This is a genomic window from Vibrio sp. JCM 18905 (assembly GCF_055393305.1).
In genome coordinates this window covers 332107-357236 of the sequence record NZ_AP043880.1, presented here as the reverse complement: position 1 = coordinate 357236, position 25130 = coordinate 332107, and the positions used below count along the sequence as shown (strand labels likewise).

Genomic DNA, 25130 nt, shown 5'->3' with positions numbered 1-25130 from the left:
GCTCACTCCTCGTCAGCGAGCAGGCTTTGCTCGCTTGGCAAACGGATACCTACTTTGGTGACTTGTTGGTCAACGACATCGGCAATGATCCATTGCAAGCCTTGCCACTCGAATTGGTCCCCTAACACTGGTGTACTCCCCAATTGTTCTTCTACAAGGTTTCTTAAGCTTTTATCGAGTGACTCATCGCCCAAGTTCAAGCCATACATCATCGCAATATCGGCAAGGTTCACTTCAATATCTAGGAAGAAATCACCAAAGAATCGTGCCAATGACGCTTTCTCAGGCGCTTCACTGAATAGCAAGCTCAGAGCATCCAAATCCTTTTCTTGCGCCAACACACACAAGGTATCGTCTTCTTCGAGGCGCGTGCTGCCTGACGGATGCAATAACGCCTTATTGCGAAATACTGCGGCGATGCGCGTTCCATCCGGCATCGAAAGACTACGCAATGGTTCACCAATACACCATTTATCCGCTTTAAGCTTATAGATAAACAGTTCCCACTCACTAGTTGGGTAAATCTCCACACCTGTGCGTGAAATTGGCTCAGGTTTAGAAGGTAGCTCTACCTTCGCCAGAGACATCGCTTTAGTCAATGTGCCACCTTGTACAATCAAAGAGACCATTACCACGAAAAACGCCAAATTGAAGTACAACTGCGCATCTGGCAATCCTGCCATCATTGGAAATACCGCCAGAATAATTGGGACAGCACCGCGCAAGCCCACCCAAGAAACAAACCACTTTTCACGTGGTGTGAAACTCTTGAATGGCAGTAAACCGATCCAAACCGAGATTGGACGGGCAAATAAAATCATCCCAAAGGCCAGCGCCAAACCAGGCAACGCAATAGAGAGCAAGTTGGAAGGCGTAACCAATAAACCAAGCACGAGGAACATACCGATTTGAGCTAGCCACGTCATGCCATCTAGCACATGAAGAATGGAATGGCGGCTGCGTGTTGGACGATTACCTAGCAGTAAACCAACCAGATAAATTGACAGAATACCGCTGCCACCTAATGCATTAGATAAAGCGAAAATCAGCAAGCCACCACTGACGGTTAAAATCGAATATAAGCCATCCGGCAGTTGATTACGATTGATGACCTTCCACAAAATCCAGCCACCAGCAAAACCGAGTAAAGCGCCAATACCAAACTGCTTAAGAAAACTGAGCGCCAAAAAGCCCACACTCAAATCTGCATCTGGGTTCGCTAAAATAGCAATCAGAGTAACAGTCAGAAACACCGCCATAGGATCATTGGTGCCGGATTCAATTTCCAGCGTTGAGCCAACACGTTCGTTAAGACTACGACCTTTGAGTAGAGAAAAAACCGCGGCAGCATCTGTGGAGCCGACAATCGCGCCAACTAATATACCTTGCAGCAAGTCTAAGTCGAATAACCACGTTGCCATCAGTCCGGTCAAAATAGTGGTGATCGCAACCCCAAACGTTGCCAAGGACACCGAAGGCCATAACGCCACCCTAAAGCTGGCAACCCGTGTTCTCATACCACCATCGAGCAAAATGATGGCTAATGCGAGGTTACTGACCAAGTAAGCGATCGAAAAATTATCAAATAAAATACCGCCTAAACCGTCTTCCCCCGCCAGCATTCCAACGGCTAAAAATACCAAAAGAATTGGGATTCCCAACTTAGAGGAAACTGGGCTTAAAAGAACGCTAAGTGCGATTAACAACGCACCTATAAGAAAAAAACTGTTAATGGTGTCTGCGTCCATTCTCACCCTCCCTTAATGAAAAACGATATGCTTGTGATGAGCTAAGGCGACTTCGTTAATAAGTTAATGCCTTAATCTGCCTCCTCCTTAAACCGTCCCAAAGCGCGAGGTTGTACGAGAATGACTCAGTTATATTACTTTATTGTGCGCTAAAACGGTGATTTGGTACGAAAACTTTATGTAAATAAATTACTTGTGAATTTTTCACGCCAATTTTTTCGCTGATTGATAAAAAGAAGAACGCAGAATGTTTCTGTTAAGGATCGCTAAAATCAATGAAGAAAAAATTAATCACGTCTCTTATTCGTGCTTTTTATCATTTCTCTCCTTAGACCTTTGGCTAATTTAACAGCTTTTTAACATTAATAAATAACCCTAACTTCTCTCTAAGCGACCATATCACGGGAGTTTTTTATTTTTCATACCCCGACTAAAGTTGAAAAGAGTTCTTGGCAACACCTTGCTAATGTACATGTTGAAACATTTTTTTAACAACAATACCAATCGTAAGGAGACGGCAATGGCATTTGAAAGCGAAGAAAGAGCCAAAGCCTATTGGGACAAAAACGTGAAGCTCATGATTGGCCTTATGGTCATCTGGTTCGTAGTGTCTTTCGGCTGCGGCATTTTATTTGTCGACGTACTTAATCAATTTCAATTAGGTGGATACAAACTTGGTTTCTGGTTTGCTCAGCAAGGCTCCATCTACACCTTCCTAGGTATTATTTTCTATTACGCATGGAAGATGCGCCAAATCGACCGTGAATTCGGCGTAGATGAGTAAGGAGTAACTCAGATGGATTTGAAAACTATTACCTACCTGGTTGTTGGTGCAACCTTCGTCCTCTACATCGGTATTGCGATCTGGGCGCGTGCGGGGTCAACCAAAGAGTTCTATGTCGCAGGTGGCGGGGTCAACCCAATCGCTAACGGTATGGCAACCGCTGCTGACTGGATGTCGGCGGCATCGTTCATCTCAATGGCGGGCCTAATTGCCTTTATGGGTTACGGCGGCTCCGTATTCCTAATGGGTTGGACGGGTGGTTACGTACTGCTTGCACTGTTACTCGCCCCTTATCTACGTAAGTTTGGTAAGTTTACGGTGCCAGAGTTTGTTGGTGAACGCTTCTACTCGAACACGGCACGTATCGTGGCGGTTATCTGTCTTATCATCGCATCGGTCACTTATGTTATCGGCCAGATGAAAGGCGTTGGCGTTGCCTTCGGTCGCTTCCTAGAAGTTGATTACTCAACAGGCCTACTGATTGGTATGTGTATCGTATTCATGTACGCCGTACTTGGCGGTATGAAAGGCATCACTTACACGCAGATTGCTCAATATTGCGTACTCATTCTTGCTTACACTATCCCTGCAATCTTTATCTCTCTGCAACTTACAGGTAACCCGCTACCTCAGATTGGCCTCGGGAGTACCATTCAAGGCACCGATGTTTATCTTCTCGATAGGCTCGACCAAGTGGTGACCGAACTCGGCTTTAGTGAATACACTACGCAGGTTCGCGGTAGCACACTAAACATGTTCGTTTACACCATGTCATTGATGATCGGTACTGCGGGTCTACCACACGTTATCATCCGTTTCTTTACGGTACCTAAGGTACGTGATGCGCGTACTTCTGCAGGCTGGGCACTTGTGTTCATCGCTATTCTATACACAACAGCGCCAGCAGTTTCAGCAATGGCTCGTCTAAACCTAATGGATACCGTTAACCCAGCTCCGGGCCAACACCTTGCGTATGATGAGCGCCCTGATTGGTTCAAAAACTGGGAAACAACAGGTCTATTAGGCTTTGATGATAAGAATGGCGATGGCCTGATCGAGTACACCTCAAACCCTGACACCAATGAATTGCGAGTTGACCGTGACATCATGGTACTAGCAAACCCAGAAATCGCTAAGCTACCAAACTGGGTCATTGCACTCGTAGCCGCTGGTGGCCTCGCTGCAGCGCTATCCACAGCAGCGGGTCTGTTGCTTGCTATTTCGTCGGCGATTTCCCATGACTTAATTAAAGGGGTTATAAATCCGAACATATCCGAGAAGAAGGAGCTTCTTGCCAGCCGAATCTCGATGGCGGTGGCAATCGCAGCCGCAGGCTATCTCGGATTGAATCCTCCAGGCTTTGCAGCTGGTACGGTGGCGCTCGCCTTTGGTCTTGCCGCCTCATCCATCTTCCCTGCGTTGATGATGGGTATCTTCAGCAAAGGCATCAATAAAGAAGGTGCAATCGCCGGTATGATTGCCGGTATCAGTATCACACTGTTCTACGTATTCCAGCACAAAGGCATCCTATTCGTTGCTGACTGGAAATATCTAGAAAGCTGGGGAACCAACTGGTTCCTAGGTATTGAGCCAAACGCGTTTGGTGCTATCGGCGCCCTATTTAACTTCATCGTGGCATTCGCGGTATCGAAAGTTACAGCGGAAACACCTCAAGAAGTTAAAGATCTTGTTGAACACGTTCGTGTCCCTGTTGGTGCAGGCGATGCCGTGGATCACTAAAATATAACGCAAGCCACAAAAGCCCCACTTGGGGCTTTTTTATTCACCTAACTTATTCTAATAATTAGATTCCCTGAGCCGTAGCAAGGAAGCACAGGAATGGCATTGGTTATATGTTCGGGGAACGCAGAAACAATCGTTTAGAACAAGGCAAAGATTGCAGCAAGCTAGTTGCTCTACCTTCAAAATCATTAACGAAGTTATTAATGATTTTAGCCAGTTAAAATGAACAGATAATTGATGGAATTAGTATTTTATGTTCAAAAACAAGCACTTTATTCTCGCTCTGCTGATTGCGCCGATTCTTTCTTTGATCGCCTACTTCGGCACCGATATGGCACTCAGCGAGAAACCCCACGCGGCACAAGAAGGGGAAACTTACAAACTCGCGAGTAAGTCTAACTGTCGTTACACCAGTGGACTGTGTGACATGGAAAATGGCGACTTTAAAGTGAAGTTTCGCTCAGAACAGCTCACGAAAAATGGCTTAGAATTGTCACTCAATGCCGCCTATCCACTCGAAGGGGTCAAAGTTTCCATCGTTAATGACGAAGAGAAAAATGCTCAGCCGATTGATATGAAGCCCGCCGATCAGGCTGGAAAAAGTTGGTACATTACCTTACCAAGACCAGCATCCGCAAAAAGTTGGTTAAGAGTCGTCATTCAATCTGGAGGCACACTTTATTACGGCGAAACACAAACCGCGTTTGTGAAGTACGAAACCTTATTTACAGAGTAATGGCCACAGATAAAGACACCGATATCCAAAACGTCGATACCTCATTGTCACCTCAGGACTAAATAATTCCCTCTCTGCCGACGCTTTTACGTCGGCTTTTGTTTCCGTAAGTCTTTCTTCAACAACCTCTTACTCTAAAAAGGGTTGCCAACCCACCACTTAATTGATAATAATTATCATTACATTAAACGGGAGGTGGTTATGGACAACAAACGGGACATCTTCAACGCATTTTTTAAAGCACAAGATAGATTCCTTCTCGCCGCACCACACGGCTTTGAGCCAGACGTAATTCATGACTATATTCATTGGGGAATGGTGTTGTCTTCCTGCTATGAACACGATGCCGATGAAGAAAATCTATTGTTGTGTGAGCTGTTTTTGCGTCAGGTTTATTTCCATCTACTAGACGCAATTCAAGACTCCACTCGCAGTCGTATCTTCCGTCGTGTCTGTCTCGATTCTATCCATACGCCATTATTCTGTCTCAAACGCTATTACTATCAGTTTGAACAAGGCGACGTGAAATTTCTCGCATTACAACAACAATTACGCCTGATTCAAATCTCACTCGATTAACCAAAAGGATCCCTACCATGAGCACCGAATTCCGCATAGAAACTGACAGTATGGGCGAAGTGAAAGTCCCAGCAGATGCACTCTACCAAGCCCAAACTCAGCGCGCCGTCGATAACTTCTCATTCAGTCAACATAAGATGCCATCTGGCTTCATCCAAGCGTTGGCACACATCAAGCAGACTGCGGCACTCACCAACGCACAATTGGGGCTGCTTGAAGGTGATATCGCTAATGCGATTGCTGACGCAGCTCAGGCGATTATCGAGGGCAATCATATTGAGCAGTTCCCAATTGACGTATTTCAAACCGGATCAGGCACCAGCTCAAATATGAATGCGAATGAAGTGATTGCAACACTGGCCTCCCAGCATCTAGGCGGTACCGTCAGTCCTAATGATCACGTCAACATGGGACAAAGCAGTAACGATGTGGTGCCAACCGCAATTCAAGTTAGCGCAGCATTAGCCATTGAAAAACAGCTCTTTCCGGCCTTGTCACACCTCAGCCAAGCACTACATTCTAAGCAGCAAGCACTGAAAGATGTTGTAAAAACCGGGCGCACTCACTTAATGGACGCGATGCCTATAACCTTTGCTCAAGAGCTTGGCGGTTGGCAGTTCCAAATCGACCATGCTAAGCAAGCGATTGAGCAAGCACTGCCAGCGGTAAAAGCCTTAGCCCAAGGTGGTACGGCAGTTGGAACGGGGATCAATGCCGATCCACGCTTTGCAAACTTATTCGCTAGCAACCTAACCCAGTCAACTCGTATTCAGTTCACGGCCAGTGATAACTTCTTTTTCAATTTAAGCAGTCAAGATGCGATCGTCGCTCTGTCGGGACAGCTCAAAACAGCAGCAGTTGCGATCATGAAGATCGCAAACGATCTTCGTTGGATGAATTCAGGCCCATTGGCTGGTTTAGGTGAGATTGAATTACAAGGCTTGCAACCGGGTTCTTCCATCATGCCTGGCAAAGTAAATCCTGTGATCCCAGAAGCCGCAGCTATGGCCTCAGCGCAAGTCATTGGTAATGACACCACGATTACCGTCGCGGGCCAAGCTGGTAACTTCCAACTAAACGTCATGCTACCTGTCATTGCTCATAACGTATTGGAGAGCATCGAGTTGCTCGCTAACAGCGCAACGGCTTTAGCTGATAAAGCCATTGCAACATTCGAAGTTCGTCAAGATAACTTGGATGTAGCGCTCGCCAAAAACCCAATTTTGGTCACGGCCCTCAACCCGGTCATTGGTTACCTAAAAGCGGCAGAAGTCGCGAAAAAAGCCTATAAGCAGGGGCGTGCGATTATTGATGTCGCAGAAGAAGAAACCGATTTAGATAGAGCCACACTAGAGCGATTGCTTAATCCAGCCAAACTGACCCAAGGCGGCGTCGCAGAATAAACGGCAAACTCAGCCTATCAACGAAGATTACAAACATCGAGACCTCCATTCGGAGGTCTCTTTTTATAGCTATTTTTCAAACACTCCAATCCTAAGCGACTCGATTGAGCACCGAACGCAGCTTAAGCGGCTTAACTGGCTTAGCAATAAAGCTGAACCCATTTGCTTTGATGCCATCAAGCATATCATCGGTGCGATCCGCGCTGATGATGACGCCTTCAAAGCTGTGGCCTAATCTCAGGCGGCATTGCTGTAGCACTTCTAAACCAGTACGACCATCATCAAGTCGGTAATCGGAGAAAATTACATCCGGAATCCAACCATCCTCAAGCGCTTGTAGACTTTCAACTAAATCAATCGCAACTCGTGTATCGCAACCCCATCGGGAAAGTAAGTTTTCCATGCCGACTAGAATGTCAGGCTCATTATCGACACAAAGGATTCTCAGATGACCAAGTTCAGATTGCTTATTCATCGCCACGTGAACTGGATGAGGCTGAACATGATCAGCTTTATCTAGGGTGATGGAAAAAACACTGCCTTTTCCAACCCAAGAGCGCATCGAAATTTCATGCCCAAGTACCTGAGCAATTCCTTTCGAAATCGCCAAACCAAGTCCGAGACCTTGGTCGGAACGAACTTGAGTTCCGCGATTAAACTCTTCAAAAATCTCTTGCTGCTTCTCTTCTTCAATCCCCACTCCATTATCCCATACATCAATACGCACTCGCCCTTTCACGCGGCGAACACCGAGTGCGACTTTGCCATTCGGGTTGTAACGAAACGCATTGGTCAGGAAGTTTTGCACCACACGGCGCAGCAGTTTGGGATCCGATTTCACCATGAGTGAGGATGGAATCATGGTGAACTCTATACCTTGCTGTTTGGCTAACGCACTAAACTCAGCATTCAAATTCGACAACACATCATTTAACGCAAAGCCGTGCACGTTGACTTCCAGCTTGCCCGACTCCAAACGCGAAATATCCAGCAAGTCTCCAATTAAGTCTTCGGCCGCCTCTAAAGCACTCTCAATGTGAGCCGACAGCTTTTTGGCTTCGCTGTCTTTGGCTACTTCCGACAATGAAGAAGCGAACAGGCGCGCAGCGTTGAGTGGCTGCATCAAGTCATGGCTTACTGCCGCCAAGAACCGTGATTTGGACTTCGATTCCAAATCGGAGCGTTGCGTCGCTGCCACCAGCTGCTTGTTAAGTTGTTCTAATTCCCGAGTCCGCAGACGTACCCTTTCTTCCAATGTCTCGTTGGCGTCTTTCAGCGCTTGCTCTGCATCTCGGAATACGGTGATGTCGGTAAAGCTCATCACAAAGCCACCACCTGGCATTGGGTTACCTTGTACCTCAATCACGCGACCATCGGGGCGGACCCGAGAAGAGGTGTGCCGAGTCCCTTGCTCAAGGTGATACACACGGCGACGGACGTGGTCATCAGGATCGCCTGGGCCACATAAACCTTGCTCTGCATTGTGCCGAATCACATCCGCAATCGGTCGCCCAACTTGGATCAAGCCTGGCGGAAATTCAAAGAGTTCTAAGTAGCGTTGGTTCCAAGCCACCAAGCGTAATTGCTTATCGACCACCGCAATACCTTGGCCGATATGTTCAATCGCCCCTTGAAGTAGGCCTCGGCTAAAATCGTACAGTTCAGAGGCTTCATCGACGATAGTCGCCACCTCTTCAAGCTGCATGTTTCTTCCCTGCAACGCAGAAGTGAGTACTAACTTAGCAGAAGAAGCGCCGAATACCCCGGCTAATACACGTTCGGTATGTCGAATCAGAGAAGATGGCGCCTGCTGATTCGGCATTAGCTCTTCTCGTTGCTGGCTCCAATACGCTTGAAAAGCCGCTTTTACTCGCGTTCGCCCAACAAACCTAGACGCTAGCATTTCTAGTTCCGCAACCGTAACACGACTCTGGTATAGGCTCATGTTTTCGCTTTCAGGCAATGGCGTACCAACGAATGATGCCGATTGTAAGCGCTCACTTAGGCTTGGTCGTGTAGTCATAGAAACCACGACAAAACACACTGCATTGGCGACCACGCTGAGGATCATCCCCCAATCTGAAATCGCAATGTCAAAGCCAGCCAATACCTCTGGTGGGGTGATCAACCAAATCAAAAAGTTGTTACTGGCATTCCCGGCAAGCATGTCCGTTTGGCTCATTAACGTAATCAGCCAAATGGTAAAGCCTACCGCCAAGCCAACATACACACCTTTCTTATTCCCTTGACGCCAGTACATACCGCCCACCAGCGCAGGCGCGAATTGCGTGATCGCCGCAAATGAGAGAAAGCCGATCGCTGAAAGTGAGTGAATGGTATCTAACGCTTGATAAAAACCCCAGGCGCCAATTAGTAGGACTAAAATCAGACCACGGCGGATCCGCAGTAATAATTCAGAGAAGTGATGATGGTTACGCTGCGTCAATCGCATGCGACGCAATAGTAGTGGCATAACCAAGTCGTTCGATACCATGATCGCTAAGGCAATCGTCGACACGATAACCATGCCACTGGCCGCCGAAGTGCCGCCTAAAAATGCAAGCAAAGCGATTTCACTCGCCCCTACCGACATTGGCACACTGATCACATAAGTATCAGGCGAAGCACCACTCAACAAACCTTGCCCTACCCACGCAATAGGTAAAACAAAAATCCCCATCAAGATCAGATAAATGGGAAACAACCAACGAGCAACATGCAAATCTTGCGCGCGTTCGTTTTCCACCACCATCGTATGGAATTGTCGTGGAAGACAAACAATCGCCAGCATCGTGAGTACGGTATGAATCAATATCGTCGGAATATTCGGTGACTGATACGTCTGTGCGGCAACATCAACTAAGCTCAAATTCTCGGTGTTCATCGCCAACCAAACAATGAATACACCGACCACTAAAAACGCCAACAGTTTGATAATCGATTCGAAGGCAATCGCCATCATCATCCCACGATGGTGTTCCGTGTTATCAATGTGCCGGGTACCAAATAGCATCGTAAAAATTGCCAGTGCGACCACGACAAACCACGACACGCTATCGTTTTGATAACCAAAATCGGTAGCCAGTTCTGGGGCAATGATTTCTAGCCCCATGGTGATACCACGCAACTGCAAAGCGATGTACGGCAAAATTCCCGCAACCGCAATGAGTGTAACGACTACGGCCAAACCTTGAGATTTGCCGTAACGAGCTCCTATAAAATCAGCAATCGACGTGATGTGTTCCCGTTTAGCAATCAAAATAAGCCGAGCTAAAACGCGCCATCCGATGGTAAACACTAAAATGGGGGCAATATAGATGGGCAAGAAAGACCAAGGGTTAGTGCTGGCCTGCCCGACCGTGCCGTAGAAGGTCCACGATGTACAGTACACCGCAATGGAAAGGCTATAAATCCACGGCCGCCAGCGTGCTAACCACCTTTTCTGAATGTCGCCGTACCACGCGATGATAAATAAGGCTCCCAAGTACGCCAAAGAAACGGGAACCACCAGCCATCCTTGCATCCGATATCCTTTCTTGCCTTTCTTGCCGTTTTAAAGCAAGAGAATAAAAAAACCTCTCCATTAGGGAGAGGTTTCATTTAACACTGCTTTCACAACGGAGACAAAGCTTAGTTTTTAACCTTTGTCACAGAAGTCTAATTCTGTGTTTCCAGTGACTTGTCTGATACATCGACCACATGATGTGGCTCTTGTGGTTCTAGCTTGATGAACAATGCCAATAACCCCATCGCGGCCATGCCCCAGAACACAAGTGGTCCCCAGTGCTCATAACCCCAACCACTCAACACGGTCATCAGTGCGATGAATGCGCCTAGCGGAATCGCGTTATACAATGCTTGCAGCGCCACTATCTTATTCTCTTCCGAGTTTTGGATATATTGAATCGCAGCAATGTGTGCCGTTGCGAAGGTCACGCCATGCAATAATTGAACAATCACCAAAGCAACAATCGACGTTGTCGATGCCGTAATGCCCCAACGCAACATCACACCAACGGCAGCAACAACAAATAACGCACGCATTGACCAACCGACAAATAAACGCTTGCTCAGCGCAAACACTGCCACTTCGGCTGCAACACCCAAGCTCCACAGATAGCCAATCACATCTTCCGAATGACCTGCGGCTTTCCAGTGAATAGCGCTAAAACCGTAGTAAGCCGCATGACTGCCCTGAATTAATGACACCAACACTAAGAATTTAAGTATCGGCTTGTCTGTCAAAAGAGCACTCAGTTTTGGACGCTCCGCGCTTTGCCCATCAAGCGTAACGGGCATCGGGTTAGTCATACGCATTGAAAATAGCAACGAAACTAATATCCCGGCCATCGCCGTGTACAAGATCATATCAGAGCCAAATTCAGCCACCAGATAACCCACGGCCGTCGAACCCGCGATAAAGGCGATCGAGCCCCATAAGCGCGTACGGCCGTAGTCGAGCATTTTCAGACGTGCGTAGTAGTTTGCCATCGCGTCCGATAATGGAACAATCGGTCCACAACAGAGGTTAAATAGCACCGTCGCTAACGCCATTAACCAAAAACTGCCACCTGTAAAAAAGTGAAATCCAACAAAAAGGAGGGCAGCGAAACTCAACCAACGTAAAGCAGGCATAAGGTGTTCAACTTTGTGCACTCGTGGGGTGATCACGATATTGGCGACACAACGTGTCGCAAGACCTAACCCAACTAGCAAACCGATGTCGGTCGAAGAGACACCTTGCTCCTTAAACCAAAGTGACCAAAATGGCAGATATACGCCATACGCAAAGAAGAATCCGAGAAAGTACTGGGAAATCCAGCCATACGGAGAAGGTTTCAACATTACTAATATCCTAAAACGGGAACATCAACGTTCGAACCGGGAATTATGGATCGCTATGCGTATTATAAAAAGGGAAGAATAGGCAACTTATCGTTTCCTCGATGGAATACTAACTTTGCGACATTGGCCATCTTAAAGCGAAATCATCGTGATTTAGACCAAAGTCGTCTGGCTTCCAGTAGGAAATTTGTCAGACTTAGAGAGTGTTCCTTCCATCATTGGGTGTTCTCATGCCTGACAAATTTAACATGCAATCTCCACCGTTCGACCGCTTAACCGAAGCACAACAGACACGACTGCGCTCGTCTCTGGACGTTGCCTACTATCGAGCTCGAGATGTTATTTTATCTTGCGGACAGAAAAACCCTCACTTACATATTCTGATCAAAGGCGCGGTAGAAGAACGCTCCCAAGATCAGCAGGAAGTGTTCGCGCATTATGCCAACGACGATATGTTTGATGTGCGCTCATTACTTGAAGACAACATACGTCATCAATACATCGCTCTTGAGGACACACTCTCCTATCTGCTGCCGAAAGACGTCTTTCTGGCGCTTTACAACGAGAATGGTCAGTTTGCGGCCTATTTCGATAACAATTTATCAAAGCGACAAGAACTCATCGAAGCCGCTCACCAACAACAAAACTTGGCAGAGTTTATCCTCACCAAAGTGGACCGCAGCATTTATCACCCACCGATGATCCTTGAGCCAAATACGCCGATTAACGAGGTGACGCACACCCTAAAAGCAAATGGGATCGATGCAGCACTTGTCAAACTCAATGATGACGATCCGCGATTAGAAAAATGGCCCTCGGCTCATCCATACGCCATCGTGACGCGAACCAACATGCTGCACTCCGTGATGTTAGATGGCAGCGCACTCAATACCCCTGTTGGTGATATCGCCACCTTTCCTGTCTATCACGTTGATGATGGTGATTTTTTATTCAATGCCATGATCACCATGACCCGAAATCGAATGAAACGTCTCATGGTATGTGATGGCAACCAAGCCGTCGGCATGCTGGATATGACCCAAATTCTCAGCGCGTTCTCCACCCACTCTCACGTGTTAACGCTCAGTATTGCCAGAGCAAGCAGTGTGGAAGAGCTCGCATTAGCCTCAAACCGCCAACGTCAATTGGTCGAGAGCTTATTGAGAAACGGCATCCGCACTCGCTTTATCATGGAGCTGATTTCCGCCGTGAACGAGCAAATTATCGAAAAAGCGTTCGAGTTAGTGGTTCCACCAGCCTTGCACGATCATTGCTGCTTAATCGTGCTCGGCTCAGAAGGTCGAGGAGAACAAATTCTCAAGACAGACCAAGACAATGCTCTAATTATTCAAGATGGTTTGGAATGGCCTCATTGCGAACAAGTGATGCAATCCTTCACGCACACTCTACAACAGCTCGGCTACCCACTCTGCCCGGGTAAAGTCATGGTCAACAACCCGAAATGGGTCAAAACGCAGCAAGAGTGGATAAACACCTTAGACCGCTGGATAGCCAAAGCCGAACCACAACAAATCATGGACTTAGCCATTTTCAGTGACGCCCATGCTGTTGCGGGAAATCGCGAGCTGCTGGCTCCAATCGCGGCCCACCTTCGCGACACAATGAAAGATCGCATGTTGATACTGTCTGATTTTACTCGCCCTGCCTTGCAGTTTTCTGTGCCCCTAACTCTGTTTGGCAACGTAAAAAGTGCTAAGGACGGGTTAGATATTAAACGCGGCGGCATTTTCCCAATTGTGCACGGCATTCGCACCTTGTCTTTGGAATATGCCATTGAGGAGAAGAACACGTTTGAACGCATTGAAGCACTTCGGAAAAAACGCATCTTAGAGCCTGAAACGGCAGATAACCTCAACGAAGCACTGAAATTGTTCTTTAAGGTTCGCCTTAATCAACAACTCAAAAAGCAAGAAGCATTGAATAACATTGATATTAAACAACTGGATAGAACCGAGCGTGATTTACTTCGCCACAGCTTACATGTAGTGAAAAAATTTAAGCAATTTTTAGGCTTCCACTATCAAATTCGTGATTAACCATGATTTTCATAAATCATACAGAGGCGTAGGCAATGAACTGGTTACAACGCAAATACTGGCACTACAAACTGAAAGGATCTCCTTATCAGTCGCTTTTTTGCACGCCCGATAAAACGGAATACGTCTCTCTCGACTGCGAAACCACCAGCCTTGATCCAAATCGTGCCGAGTTGGTAACCATTGCGGCCACGAAGATCATCGACAACCGCATCATCACTAGTCAGCCATTTGAAGTCCGCTTACGCGCGCCGCAATCGCTCGATTCTGGCTCAGTCAAAATTCATCGAATTCGCCACCAAGACTTAGTCGACGGGATTAGCGAAAAAGAGGCGCTGCTCGAGCTGCTCGACTTTATCGGCAACCGACCACTTGTCGGTTATCACATTCGTTACGATAAAAAGATCTTAGATCTTGCTTGTCTGAGGCAACTTGGCTTTCCACTTCCTAACCCGCTCATCGAGGTCAGTCAGATTTATCACGACAAGCTGGAAAGACATTTGCCGAATGCCTATTTCGACTTAAGTCTGGATGCGATTTGTAAACACCTCGAACTTCCTATCCAAGATAAACACGACGCTTTACAAGATGCGATTTCTGCCGCTTTGGTCTTTGTTCGCTTAACGAAAGGCGATTTGCCCAACCTAACCGCGCCATATACATAAAAATCAGTTGACCTAGCTCCCAGAAATACTTTTGTTTCAGCGATTTCACGGCGCTTCCTTCACTCTCATCCTAAAGTCTAATTGTGGAAATACGCGCAGTGACTGACAGTTATAAGCACAACGTCGTCATTACCACGACCAAGTTATTTAGAACCAAAAAACAGCCCTACAAAAACATATTCAAAATCTTATCTAGATTGGTGTAAGGCCGAGAAATAAGGCACAAGGAGAGAAGCCATGAGCGAAGCCCACGTTTATCCGGTAAAAGAAAATATTAAAACTCATACACACGCGGATAATGATACTTACTTAGCCATGTATCAGCAGTCGGTAACCGATCCAGAGGGCTTCTGGAACGAACACGGCAAAATCGTTGATTGGATCAAACCTTTCACCAAAGTAAAAAGCACCTCTTTCGATACTGGTCATGTAGACATTCGTTGGTTTGAAGATGGCACACTGAACGTCTCGGCTAACTGTATTGACCGTCATCTCGAAGAACACGGGGATGACGTCGCAATCATCTGGGAAGGCGATGATCCAGCCGACGACAAAACACTCACTTTCAACGAACTGCACAAAGAAGTATGTAAGTTCTCCAACGCATTGAAAGAGCAAGGCGTACGTAAAGGCGACGTGGTGTGTTTATACATGCCAATGGTTCCAGAAGCCGCAGTGGCTATGCTCGCTTGTACCCGCATCGGTGCGGTTCATACCGTTGTATTTGGCGGTTTCTCACCAGAAGCACTCTCCGGCCGAATCATCGACTCTGACGCAAAAGTCGTGATCACCGCTGATGAAGGCGTGCGCGGCGGGCGTGCCGTTCCTCTGAAAAAGAACGTGGACGAAGCACTAACTAACCCAGACGTAAAAACCATCAATAAAGTGTTGGTGCTTAAACGTACAGGTGGTGATGTCGAATGGCATGAACACCGTGATGTTTGGTGGCACGAAGCAACAGCTAACGTTTCTGACGTTTGCCCACCAGAAGAGATGAAAGCCGAAGATCCGCTCTTCATCCTTTACACTTCAGGTTCAACAGGCAAACCTAAAGGCGTACTACACACAACAGGCGGTTACCTCGTTTACGCGGCGATGACCTTCAAATATGTGTTCGATTACCAACCAGGCGAAACCTTCTGGTGTACCGCGGACGTGGGTTGGATTACCGGTCACACTTACCTAATCTACGGTCCACTTGCAAATGGGGCGAAGACCATCTTATTCGAAGGTGTACCAAACTACCCAAGCACAAGCCGAATGAGTGAAGTGGTTGATAAACACCAAGTCAACATTCTATACACCGCCCCAACCGCGATTCGTGCGCTAATGGCAAAAGGTGATGAAGCGGTTGCAGGCACATCTCGTTCAAGCCTGCGCATCATGGGCTCAGTGGGCGAACCAATCAACCCAGAGGCGTGGGAGTGGTACTACAAAACGATTGGTAACGAGAACTCACCTATCGTCGATACTTGGTGGCAAACGGAAACTGGCGGCATCTTGATTGCGCCACTACCAGGGGCAACCGATCTAAAACCAGGCTCTGCGACTCGCCCATTCTTCGGCGTCCAGCCTGCTCTTGTCGATAATATGGGCAACATTCTTGAAGATACCGTTGCTGAAGGTAACTTGGTTATCCTTGATTCTTGGCCAGGCCAGATGCGCACGGTTTACGGCGACCATGAGCGCTTTGAACAGACCTACTTCTCAACCTTTAAGGGGATGTACTTCACCAGTGATGGTGCGCGTCGTGACGAAGACGGCTACTACTGGATCACTGGCCGTGTTGATGACGTACTAAACGTGTCGGGTCACCGTATGGGTACCGCTGAAATTGAATCAGCGCTAGTGGCGCACCACAAGATTGCAGAAGCGGCGATTGTTGGTATTCCACATGACATCAAAGGCCAAGCTATCTACGCTTACATTACATTGAACGATGGTGAATTCCCGTCAGCTGAGCTGCACAAAGAAGTTAAAGATTGGGTGCGTAAAGAGATTGGTCCAATCGCGACACCAGATGTACTGCACTGGACGGATTCCTTACCGAAGACTCGCTCTGGTAAGATCATGCGTCGAATCCTGCGTAAGATTGCAACGGGCGATACAAGCAACCTCGGAGACACGTCAACGCTTGCCGATCCAAGCGTGGTAGACAAACTTATCGCAGAGAAAGCAGAATTGGCATAAATTCAACCAACTGTTTTAAAAGCACTTTAAAAACCGCCATAACTCATGGCGGTTTTTTTGCTTTTGCGCACAAATTAGCCACACAAAGAACATGGCAATTATGTTGTTTTTGTTAACTTGGTTACAGAAACGAAGGTAGCTATTAGGAGATTAGACCAGTAAATTGCTGCTAATTGCTATGAATTAGCTATAATCTTGGTCGATTTTTTAAAATTTGCTCGGTTTTAACAAAAAAATCGTGCTGAACTATCGTATATTTGGGAATATAAACGTTCCACTCACGATAAGGGAAGATAGCAACATAATGTCTGCAAAGTCACGGATTCTTGTTCTAAACGGACCAAATCTTAACCTATTGGGTCTGCGCGAACCGACACACTATGGTCACAGCACCTTAGCACAAGTTGTGGATGCTCTTACAAAGCAAGCTCATAACGCTGGGGTGGAACTGGAACACCTACAATCAAATCGTGAGTACGAACTGATTGAAGCCATTCATGCTGCTTATGGCAAGATTGACTTCATCATCATCAATCCAGCGGCTTTCACTCATACCAGTGTGGCACTGCGAGATGCATTACTTGGCGTCGCCATCCCATTTATTGAGGTGCACTTATCAAATGTGCACGCACGTGAACCATTTCGTCATCACTCTTATCTGTCAGATAAAGCAGAAGGCGTGATTTGCGGTTTAGGCGCACAAGGTTATGAATTCGCTCTGTCTGCAGCGATTAATAAGCTACAGGCAAAGTAACCCTAACACTCTGCAACCCCACGAGGGTTGTCTTAATCACAAGATAAAAGAGAAAGAAAAGATGGATATTCGTAAAATCAAGAAGCTAATTGAGTTAGTTGAAGAGTCTGGCATTGCTGAGCTAGAGATTTCTGAAGGTGAAGAGTCAGTACGCATCAGTCGTCACGGCACTGCAGCCCCTCAAGCACCAGTTCACTACGCAGCAGCTCCAGTAGCGGCACCTGCTCCAGCAGCAGCGGCACCAGTAGCAGAAGCGCCAGCAGCAGAAGCTCCAGCAGCTGCAACGCCTGCAGGTCACCAAGTTCTTTCTCCAATGGTTGGTACTTTCTACCGTTCTCCAAGCCCAGACTCTAAAGCATTCGTAGAAGTGGGTCAGAAAGTAAATGCTGGCGATACGCTATGTATTGTTGAAGCAATGAAAATGATGAACCAAATCGAAGCGGACAAATCTGGCGTTGTTACAGCGATCCTAGCTGAAGACGGCCAACCAGTTGAATTCGACCAACCTCTTGTTGTAATCGAATAAGCGGGGCTTGCCTTATGCTAGACAAAGTAGTCATCGCGAACCGAGGTGAAATTGCACTTCGTATTCTTCGCGCTTGTAAAGAATTAGGTATTAAGACCGTCGCTGTTCACTCGACAGCTGACCGCGATCTTAAGCACGTACTACTCGCAGACGAAACCGTATGTATCGGCCCTGCTCGTGGTATCGACAGCTACCTAAATATCCCACGAATTATTTCTGCAGCAGAAGTAACAGGGGCCGTTGCCATTCACCCTGGTTACGGCTTCTTGTCAGAAAACGCAGACTTCGCTGAGCAAGTTGAGCGCAGTGGTTTCATCTTCGTTGGTCCAAAAGCAGACACTATCCGCCTGATGGGTGACAAAGTGTCGGCTATCAACGCAATGAAGAAAGCTGGCGTTCCTTGTGTACCTGGCTCTGACGGTCCTCTGGACAACGACGAAGAGAAAAACAAGGCGTTTGCTAAACGCATCGGTTATCCAGTCATCATCAAAGCGTCTGGTGGCGGCGGTGGCCGTGGTATGCGTGTCGTTCGCGCAGAAAAAGACCTAATCCAAGCGATTGCAATGACGCGTGCTGAAGCAAAAGCAGCATTCAACAACGATATGGTTTACATGGAGAAATTCCTAGAAAACCCTCGTCACGTTGAAGTGCAAGTTATCGCTGACGGTCAAGGCGGCGCAATCCACCTTGGTGAGCGTGATTGTTCAATGCAACGTCGTCACCAAAAAGTAGTGGAAGAGGCGCCAGCACCAGGTATCACTGAAGAGATGCGTAAGTACATCGGTGAACGTTGTACTCGTGCATGTATCGAAATTGGTTACCGCGGCGCAGGTACGTTCGAATTCCTGTACGAGAACGGTGAATTCTACTTCATCGAAATGAACACTCGTATTCAGGTAGAACACCCAGTAACAGAAATGGTTACCGGCATCGACCTAATCAAAGAACAGCTTCGCGTTGCAGCGGGTCAACCTCTGTCATTCACTCAAGATGACATTAAGATCCGTGGCCATGCGATTGAGTGCCGTATCAACGCAGAAGACCCAGAACGCTTCCTACCATCTCCAGGTAAGATCGAGCGTTTCCACGCGCCTGGCGGTATGGGTGTGCGTTGGGAATCACACATCTATTCTGGTTACACAGTACCACCTCATTACGATTCAATGATTGGTAAGCTAATCACGTACGGTGAAAACCGTGATGTGGCGATTGCGCGCATGAAGAACGCACTGGGTGAGATGATCATCGAAGGCATCAAAACTAACGTGCCACTGCAATTCTCCATTATGAATGACGAAAACTTCCAACACGGTGGTGCAAACATCCACTACCTAGAGAAGAAGCTTGGCTTACAATAAACCTAAGCAAACGTCTTAAAAAATGCCCACTCCCGTGGGCATTTTTGTTTTATATGTACGCGAACGGCTCAACATATAAATCGGCTTATTTGGGTATATACTCAAACAAATCGTAGAGTTCTGGTAAACTCTGCGCCACTTCATTCACTTTAAGAGCAAAAACCAATGCCTTGGATTCAAATCAAACTCAACGCGACCAATGAAAACGCTGAGCAAATCGGCGATATGCTAATGGAAGAGACTGGCGCGCTGTCTGTTACATTCTTAGACGCGCAGGATACACCTGTATTCGAACCTCTACCTGGCGAAACTCGCTTATGGGGCGATACTGATATTCTGGCACTGTATGATGCAGAAGCAGACACTAACTTCATCATCGACCAAATTAAAGCGAGCAATATGCTGGCTGACAATTTTGCTTACAAAGTAGAACAGCTTGAAGATAAAGACTGGGAACGCGAATGGATGGAAAACTTCCACCCAATGAAATTTGGTGAACGCCTATGGATTTGTCCAAGCTGGCGCGACATTCCAGATCCTGACGCTGTTAATGTTATGTTGGATCCTGGCCTTGCATTCGGTACGGGTACTCACCCTACAACAGCACTTTGTCTTGAGTGGCTAGAAAGCATGGACTTAAGCGGTAAGACCGTTATCGACTTCGGTTGTGGCTCTGGCATTCTGGCGATCGCGGCGATCAAACTGGGCGCTGAAAAAGTGATAGGGATCGACATTGATCCTCAAGCACTGCTTGCTTCGAAAGACAACGCAGAGCGTAACGGCGTTGCCGACAAACTAGAAGTTTACCTTCCTCAAAACCAACCAGAAGGTCTGATTGCAGACGTGGTTGTTGCTAACATTCTTGCTGGCCCACTGCGTGAACTTGCACCAATCATTAAAGGCCTAGTTAAACCAAATGGCGACCTTGCAATGTCTGGCGTATTAGACACTCAAGCCGAAGATGTTGCGAACTATTACCGTGACGAGCTTCACATTGACCCGATTGTTGAGCAAAGTGAATGGTGTCGCATCTCTGGTCGTAAGCAAGGCTAGACAAGGTTTTCAGAGCTAATTGTTTGAAATTCATACAATTTACAAAAACAATTTGTAAATGCTCAAATATTAGTCTTTTCACGCAGTGAAAAAATGCGTAAAATGCGCGCCCTTGCTGGTACAGAACTGTGATGACGTTTTGAAAATCGGAAACTATCAACTTAAGAACAATCTAATCGTAGCCCCTATGGCTGGTGTAACGGATAGACCGTTTCGCGAGTTGTGTCTTCGTTATGGTGCGGGAATGGCCGTCAGTGAAATGATGTCTGCTAACCCAAAACTATGGGGAACGTCAAAGTCGAAACAGCGCATGGTACACGAGGGCGAATCGGGCATTCGCTCTGTACAGATTGCGGGTTCCGATCCACAGCTTATGGCGGACGCAGCTCAATTCAGTGTTGAGAACGGTGCACAAATCATCGACATCAACATGGGCTGCCCGGCAAAAAAAGTGAATAAGAAGCTAGCGGGCTCTGCTCTGCTTCAATACCCAAACATTATCGAAGAGATTTTGAAAGCGGTCGTGAATGCAGTGGACGTTCCTGTAACGTTAAAGACTCGAACTGGCTGGGATACAGACAACAAGAACTGTGTCCAGATCGCTAAATTAGCCGAAAACTGCGGCATACAAGCTCTTGCTCTGCATGGCAGAACGAAAGCATGTATGTACAAAGGTGAGGCCGAATATGACAGCATTAAAGCGGTAAAAGAGGCGATTTCAATTCCGGTTATCGCGAACGGTGATATCGATAGCCCGGAGAAAGCCAAATTTGTACTGGAGTACACCGGTGCGGACGCTTTAATGATTGGACGCCCTGCCCAGGGTCGTCCTTGGATTTTCCAGGAAATCCATCACTATTTGGAAAACGGCACCACAATGGATGAGCTTCCAACTGAGGAAGTGAAAACCATTATGCTTGGTCATGTAAATGCTCTGCATGAATTTTATGGGGAGTTCTTAGGTCCACGTATCGCGCGCAAGCACGTTGGGTGGTACCTGAAAGAGCATGAACAGGCAAGTGAGTTTCGCCGTACCTTCAACGCTATCGACGCAGCTCCGCTGCAAATTGAGGCGTTAGAAGGTTATTTTGATAACGTTGCATCATAATTAAGAGAAGAGCTAGACCGAATATGTTCGAACAAAATCTGACTTCAGAAGCATTAACAGTAACTACAGTAACGTCACAAGACCAGATTACTCAGAAGCCTTTACGTGACTCTGTTAAAGCGTCTCTTAAAAACTACCTTGCTCAACTAAACGGCCAGGAAGTAACAGAACTATACGAATTAGTTCTAGCTGAAGTTGAACAGCCACTACTAGATACCATCATGCAGTACACTCGCGGTAACCAAACTCGCGCGGCAACTATGATGGGTATCAACCGCGGTACTCTTCGCAAAAAACTTAAGAAATACGGCATGAACTAAGACCGGCTTTCAAAAAGTATTTGGAACAAGCCGTTACCTTTTTAGGTAACGGCTTTTCTTTATCTACTAAAACACTACGAATAACGCTCATTTTGTTCAGCATTACCAACTGGCTTTAATATAACTACCGCTGAGCCAAACAATAACAAAGCCACGACAGCGACCCATTCATGACCTACAGAATAAGCAAAGCCCGCCAAGGCAGACCAAATCGCGACACCAAAGTGCATCATACTCATTCCAGAAGACATCAGCACACCTCGATGTTCATCAGATAAGCTTGCTATATGTGCTTGTAACGCCGGAGAGCCTACCCCTCCAGCAAGAGACCAGAGCACTAGAGCTGGAAGATAAGCAGTCACCGTACTCATCTCATTTGAGAACACCCATGCACTGCAAGGTATGCACACCATTAAAGCCACTCGCATAACGGCTCGAGAGCTACCAAGCCAACGGCAAGCTCTCCCCACGCACATATTTCCAACCACACTCACGATCCCTAGAACAGCATAAATAGCGCCCACCCAACCGAGCGCCAACTCGCTGGTATCTCGAATATGAAGGCCTATCAGGTTAAATACACCAATACCTCCCCCTAGGCCTAAACACATCGCTAGAATCGCCCTCAACGCGCCTGGAAGATGAATGACGTCTGTGATAGGTGGCAGAGTATCTGACTTCTTGGACTCATTATGCTTGTTGTTCATGAACACTACGCTCATGGCACCGACAAGAAGAGCCGCAACGCCCAAAATAATAAAAGCGGCACGCCATGATAAAAGCTGGGTCAGCAATGCTCCGATCGCTGGGCTGGTTATCATACCCAGCGTTAATCCCGCCTGAACCATCACAATTTGACGCATCGCTCTATTACCCTTCGCGTCTCCCGCCAACGCAAATGCAATTGGCAACATGCCTGCACTTGCAATACCTGTGATCACTCGACTTGCAATCGCAAGTTCAAAATCATGAACTATGCCCGTCGTAATAGACGCAACCCCAAATACGAAGCAAGCAGGCAACATGATACGAATACGCCCAACCCGGTCTGATAAACGTCCCAGGTAAGGAGCGCAAATTGCTATAGCTAAACTATATGCCGTAATAAATAACGTAACCTGACTCGGTTGAACACTTAAATCATTTCCGATAGGTTCAAGAATAGATCCAAGCATCAACTCATCAGCACCAACAAGAAAAGCAACAAGAAATAGGATCATGGACTGCATCATAGCTCCACCTCCTGTTCTGTTTCCGATTCAGCATAAGTGAGCAACGAAATATCTAAAACTCTATCAGGCCAAGATTGTAAAAACGCCTTCTCATGAGATACCACAATCACACTACCAGAAAAGCGCTGGAGAGCCTCTTTAAGCGCATTTTTACTGCTGCTATCCAAATGTGTCGTTGGCTCGTCCAACAGCAAAACATTGCATTTCTGGACTGATAAACAACAAAGTTTCACGCGAGTTTGCTCACCTCCACTTAATGTATCTAGGTGGCGCTGCGTCTTATCTCCGGTGACCCCAAAGCGAGCTAATATCTTGCGTGATTCTTTGCTTGATATCGTTGGATCACAAGAGCATAGCTCCTGCTCAGGCGTGTGCTGAGGGTGACGCCAAGACAAATCTTGAGAAAAATACCCAATCATTGCACCTTTTGCCAATACCACCTCACCAGAGAGCGGCTCGATCTCCCCCATAAGGGTTTTAAGCAAAGTCGACTTACCTACGCCGTTAAAACCAGAAACGACCAACTTCTCCCCGCGCGCTAACGTGATATCAAGCGCAGGAAGCAGAGGCTGCTGATAACCTATCTTCAACGCTTTTGCGTCAATCACATACTGTTGCCCAATAGGCTGGTGAGCAAAGTCAAACATCGATACTTTCTCTATATGATTCAGTTGAATACGTTCGATTTTATCCAGTTTTTTCTTGCGTCCCTTAGCAAGACTCGCGTTAACTCCAGCGCCATTTTTGGCAATAAATTGCTCTAACTTTCGAATTTCATTTTGCTGAGCCTTATATTGCTTTTCTAACAAAGCACCGTCGTGATTCTTTTGCTGCATTGCTTTGACATAAGTGCCGCTGTATTTTCGGACCGTTTGATAATCAATATCACAAATACTGGTCGCTACTTGATTAAGGAAGTCAATATCATGAGAAACCAGTAAAACAGTGCCAGTGTACTCGTTGAGAAACGTGACCAACCATTCAATGTGCAGAGCATCAAGATAGTTTGTCGGCTCGTCGAGAATTAACACATCGGGGTTGCGGAGTAACAACCTCCCTAAAAGGACCTTGTGTCTTTGACCCCCACTTAGCGAGACAAGCGGTGTATCTAAGCCAAATTGATAAATGCCAAGACCTACAGCAACTTGTTCAATTTTGGTATCAATTGCATAGAAGTCTTCATCTTCTAAATATGCCTGTAGTTGGGCGACTTGGCTTAAAAGAGATGTAGAGTGAGACTCGGTCATCGCCTGATACAAAGTCCAAAGCTTCTGCTCGGCAGCGTATAAGTTCTCAAAAGCACTCTTTAAGCATTCATAAACCTTCAGCGCATTATCCATCTTAAAATGTTGCTCTAAATACCCCACCTCAAGGTTTGGTAACCAGTCAATGCAGCCCTTATCTGCAGATAATTCACCGATAAGCAGTTTTAATAAGGTGCTTTTTCCAACGCCATTCGCTCCAGTGATACCTATTTTCTCTCCCACGTTAATTCGAAATGTCACGTTGTTATATAAACTCTTATCAGCGATCTGATAAGACAAATTTTTAACTTGTAAAATACTCATGTTTTTAACCAAATAAAAAGGGCCGGTGATCAATACCGGCCCTTATTTCAATACTGGATAATGCTTTGTAGCTGCTTAACAGATACAAAAAGGCCGATGATGAAATATCACCGGCCATCTCTTCTCTTTTATCAGGTGTACAGACGCCTGCGTATAACTTCAGCGAAGTTATACGCATAAAACACCTGATGAAGATTAATTTAAGACTCCGAGCAACACTTCATCGCGTTTTTTGCACGGAGTTCAGCCTTCTTACAAAGCTTTTAAACAAGAGATATAACATGGTTTACTGTCGAAAAAACATTCGATGTGAAGCGTACACCTTTAGAATAAAAAGTACCAGATAATTATTAGAACTATCGTGACTTACACGAAGGTCCACTGAAAGAAGACCTTTCCTCAGTCAATGTGCCAGGTGAACGACTTACTCAGCAAACACAGCTATGAGAGCACCTATACCG

General features: G+C 46.6%; 19 protein-coding genes. 14 read left to right on the top strand and 5 right to left on the bottom strand.

From position 1 onward, the window contains the following. Nucleotides 1–2 precede the first annotated feature (2 nt). On the bottom strand, nucleotides 3–1748 hold the full coding sequence (locus ACZ5ZC_RS18270) for a potassium/proton antiporter (protein ID WP_047010251.1): 1746 nt from the start codon (nucleotides 1746–1748) through the stop codon (nucleotides 3–5). 520 nt (nucleotides 1749–2268) lie between these two features. On the opposite strand from ACZ5ZC_RS18270, the gene ACZ5ZC_RS18265 reads away from it, so the two are divergent. The 5 genes from ACZ5ZC_RS18265 (at nucleotide 2269) to ACZ5ZC_RS18245 (ending at nucleotide 6993) form a co-directional block, all read left to right on the top strand. Next, nucleotides 2269–2532, top strand: a complete 264-nt coding sequence (locus tag ACZ5ZC_RS18265; RefSeq protein ID WP_005397548.1) for a DUF4212 domain-containing protein — start codon at nucleotides 2269–2271, stop codon at nucleotides 2530–2532. A gap of 12 nt (nucleotides 2533–2544) precedes the next feature. Beyond that, nucleotides 2545–4272 carry a sodium:solute symporter family protein gene (locus ACZ5ZC_RS18260; RefSeq protein ID WP_005397550.1) on the top strand — a complete coding sequence of 576 codons (1728 nt, stop codon included), beginning with the start codon at nucleotides 2545–2547 and terminating at the stop codon, nucleotides 4270–4272. 256 nt (nucleotides 4273–4528) lie between these two features. Further along, on the top strand, nucleotides 4529–5011 hold the full coding sequence (locus tag ACZ5ZC_RS18255; RefSeq protein ID WP_464932182.1) for a hypothetical protein: 483 nt from the start codon (nucleotides 4529–4531) through the stop codon (nucleotides 5009–5011). Nucleotides 5012–5212: 201 nt separating this feature from the next. Then, complete coding sequence (locus tag ACZ5ZC_RS18250; RefSeq protein ID WP_005382370.1) at nucleotides 5213–5590, top strand: hypothetical protein; 378 nt, start codon at nucleotides 5213–5215, stop codon at nucleotides 5588–5590. Nucleotides 5591–5607: 17 nt separating this feature from the next. After that, nucleotides 5608–6993: a class II fumarate hydratase gene (locus ACZ5ZC_RS18245; RefSeq protein ID WP_464932181.1), complete on the top strand. Its 1386-nt coding sequence runs from the start codon at nucleotides 5608–5610 to the stop codon at nucleotides 6991–6993. Between the two features lie 91 nt (nucleotides 6994–7084). On the opposite strand, the gene ACZ5ZC_RS18240 is transcribed toward ACZ5ZC_RS18245, so the two are convergent. Together ACZ5ZC_RS18240 and ACZ5ZC_RS18235 are read right to left on the bottom strand one after the other, a co-directional pair. Next, nucleotides 7085–10516 (bottom strand): hybrid sensor histidine kinase/response regulator, encoded by a 3432-nt coding sequence (locus ACZ5ZC_RS18240; protein WP_464932180.1) that lies wholly within the window; start codon nucleotides 10514–10516, stop codon nucleotides 7085–7087. Between the two features lie 134 nt (nucleotides 10517–10650). After that, nucleotides 10651–11838, bottom strand: a complete 1188-nt coding sequence (locus tag ACZ5ZC_RS18235; protein ID WP_464932179.1) for a 3-phenylpropionate MFS transporter — start codon at nucleotides 11836–11838, stop codon at nucleotides 10651–10653. A 230-nt stretch (nucleotides 11839–12068) separates the two neighbouring features. Here ACZ5ZC_RS18235 and ACZ5ZC_RS18230 point away from each other — a divergent pair, with 230 nt between their 5' ends. The 9 genes from ACZ5ZC_RS18230 (at nucleotide 12069) to fis (ending at nucleotide 21869) form a co-directional block, all read left to right on the top strand. Next, entirely contained in the window at nucleotides 12069–13895 is a 1827-nt protein-coding gene (locus tag ACZ5ZC_RS18230) for a DUF294 nucleotidyltransferase-like domain-containing protein (protein ID WP_464932178.1), read from the top strand. 35 nt (nucleotides 13896–13930) lie between these two features. Next, complete coding sequence (locus tag ACZ5ZC_RS18225) at nucleotides 13931–14560, top strand: 3'-5' exonuclease (protein WP_005382363.1); 630 nt, start codon at nucleotides 13931–13933, stop codon at nucleotides 14558–14560. 237 nt (nucleotides 14561–14797) lie between these two features. Continuing rightward, a complete protein-coding gene (gene acs, locus ACZ5ZC_RS18220; RefSeq protein ID WP_124009035.1) occupies nucleotides 14798–16750 on the top strand; it encodes an acetate--CoA ligase in 1953 nt (650 codons plus the stop codon). A gap of 304 nt (nucleotides 16751–17054) precedes the next feature. Continuing rightward, nucleotides 17055–17504 (top strand): type II 3-dehydroquinate dehydratase, encoded by a 450-nt coding sequence (gene aroQ / locus ACZ5ZC_RS18215; RefSeq protein ID WP_005397842.1) that lies wholly within the window; start codon nucleotides 17055–17057, stop codon nucleotides 17502–17504. Nucleotides 17505–17565: 61 nt separating this feature from the next. Beyond that, on the top strand, nucleotides 17566–18030 hold the full coding sequence (accB, locus tag ACZ5ZC_RS18210) for an acetyl-CoA carboxylase biotin carboxyl carrier protein (RefSeq protein WP_005397840.1): 465 nt from the start codon (nucleotides 17566–17568) through the stop codon (nucleotides 18028–18030). A gap of 14 nt (nucleotides 18031–18044) precedes the next feature. Continuing rightward, the gene (accC, locus tag ACZ5ZC_RS18205) at nucleotides 18045–19388 is read left to right on the top strand and encodes an acetyl-CoA carboxylase biotin carboxylase subunit (RefSeq protein WP_005397839.1); all 1344 of its coding nucleotides are present in this window, start codon (nucleotides 18045–18047) and stop codon (nucleotides 19386–19388) included. Between the two features lie 165 nt (nucleotides 19389–19553). After that, nucleotides 19554–20441 carry a 50S ribosomal protein L11 methyltransferase gene (gene prmA / locus ACZ5ZC_RS18200; RefSeq protein WP_005397838.1) on the top strand — a complete coding sequence of 296 codons (888 nt, stop codon included), beginning with the start codon at nucleotides 19554–19556 and terminating at the stop codon, nucleotides 20439–20441. 139 nt (nucleotides 20442–20580) lie between these two features. Next, the gene (gene dusB / locus ACZ5ZC_RS18195; RefSeq protein WP_464932177.1) at nucleotides 20581–21549 is read left to right on the top strand and encodes a tRNA dihydrouridine synthase DusB; all 969 of its coding nucleotides are present in this window, start codon (nucleotides 20581–20583) and stop codon (nucleotides 21547–21549) included. Nucleotides 21550–21572: 23 nt separating this feature from the next. Next, nucleotides 21573–21869: a DNA-binding transcriptional regulator Fis gene (fis, locus tag ACZ5ZC_RS18190; protein ID WP_000462885.1), complete on the top strand. Its 297-nt coding sequence runs from the start codon at nucleotides 21573–21575 to the stop codon at nucleotides 21867–21869. Nucleotides 21870–21943: 74 nt separating this feature from the next. On the opposite strand, the gene ACZ5ZC_RS18185 is transcribed toward fis, so the two are convergent. Then, nucleotides 21944–23101 carry an MFS transporter gene (locus ACZ5ZC_RS18185; RefSeq protein ID WP_464932176.1) on the bottom strand — a complete coding sequence of 386 codons (1158 nt, stop codon included), beginning with the start codon at nucleotides 23099–23101 and terminating at the stop codon, nucleotides 21944–21946. Continuing rightward, nucleotides 23098–24669, bottom strand: coding sequence for an ABC-F family ATP-binding cassette domain-containing protein (locus tag ACZ5ZC_RS18180; protein WP_150918184.1), 1572 nt, complete (start codon nucleotides 24667–24669; stop codon nucleotides 23098–23100). The genes ACZ5ZC_RS18185 and ACZ5ZC_RS18180 overlap by 4 nt, the downstream gene beginning before the upstream one ends. Between the last annotated feature and the right edge of the window lie 461 nt (nucleotides 24670–25130).